General features: G+C 38.8%; 1 protein-coding gene. It reads right to left on the reverse strand.

The genetic code is table 11. The features are described 5' to 3' along the window. Positions 1 to 240: 240 nt before the first annotated feature. Positions 241 to 1,149 (reverse strand): polysaccharide lyase family 20 protein, encoded by a 909-nt coding sequence (locus KVT34_RS29430; RefSeq protein ID WP_217563206.1) that lies wholly within the window; start codon positions 1,147 to 1,149, stop codon positions 241 to 243. Positions 1,150 to 1,481 lie beyond the last annotated feature (332 nt).

Consider the following 1,481-nt stretch of genomic DNA (forward strand, 5'->3'; position numbering starts at 1 on the left):
CCCGTTAATGCGGGATAAAAAAAAGACATATAGATTTCTCCCTATGCCTACTAATCTAATCCTCTACTTCTTCACTGTATGTGCATCATGTGCTTTTTCAAAAACTTCTAATTCAGTGCTAATGTCATTGTTTGTGATTCACTGATGACATAACAAATCGTTTCGTTATTAAAGATATCGATAATCTTTGATAAATAATAGAGAAGTCACCGATGAGGAGCTACCACTTATTCTGGATATCTATTTTTCCTTTTTTAATAAATCACTTTTTGTCATCATATCCTGATAAGTCGCTTCTTCACTTCCTATCTTGACATCGGTAATGAAAACCTTCCTTTCTTTTACCAGACCAGGTTTTGGTTCGCCATACTTCGGTTTCCACTGCGGGTGGTAAAGTCCTATCTTGAAGTAAGGCGTACGTGTACGTGTCGTATAGGCATTAGGACCTTGCACTTCCCATACAACTTTTCCATCTTTCCATATTCGTAGTAATCCATCACTTCCTGCTGACCACCTTGCATAGATTACCCACGAAGACCAAACTCCTTGTTGCACTAGTTCATCCAATGTCTTAAAATCGCGCCCTATACTCGCAGGAGAACCAAACGCTCGTTGTATCTTCCATCTGTCCCCTTCCACTGCAATAGCCAATTCCGGAAAATCCCGATCCACTCGCTCACTGCCAAGTACGGCGTGCCATTGCATAACGATATCGTTGCCACTGCTCTTGTCCAACACCCAGTCACGCGGAATATAAGTCCGTGCTGTATACCAACGTTCATGGAATCCTTCTTCGTATGGTTGTGCAATTTCTGAACGGAATTGTCCTTGAGAATGCGGAACAACGAACTGCACTGCTTTGTAATCTCCCGTCATGCCAGGCGCATCTACTATATGTACACGCCGCGAGATTGTATCAGTATCTAGGTTCATACGGCTTTCCGGGTCGTTGATCGCTATCTTCCATTTTTCTAGTCCAGATTGAAAGTTGTCTTCTAAAATAATAGGATTGTTGATTTCCTTAAACGTAGAATTTTTTTCCTGTTTGGAGACATCAGACTGCGTCACCGTCTTTTTTATATCAACAAATACGATACCAACTACAAGAAAACTGACAAATAGGATACATATAGCAAGAATTTTTTTCACCTTTCACCATACTCCATCTAATTTGTTCTTTTAGTAACTTCATCTTATAACGTTATAAGCGTCGAATCGTATTTAAAAGCCTAATGCCGATAAACTGAAGTCTTCAATATAAGAGATCCCTGCATCCATTTTAGAGAATTATTAGACACAATTTCATCTTGAATTGTCATTGTTACCCCAGTCCTACAACTTGTGTATCTGGCAGAAAATGACAGTTTTGTTTCCACAAAACAGTGATTAAATTACTATACTCTATGAAACTTTCCATTGATAATGTCTATATCTTTCCTTCCATACAGAACTCTCTTTGGATTTATACCAATCATTAAAAC

The sequence above is a fragment of the Paenibacillus sp. GbtcB18 genome, assembly GCF_019091125.1.
Taxonomy (GTDB): domain Bacteria; phylum Bacillota; class Bacilli; order Paenibacillales; family NBRC-103111; genus Paenibacillus_F; species Paenibacillus_F chitinolyticus.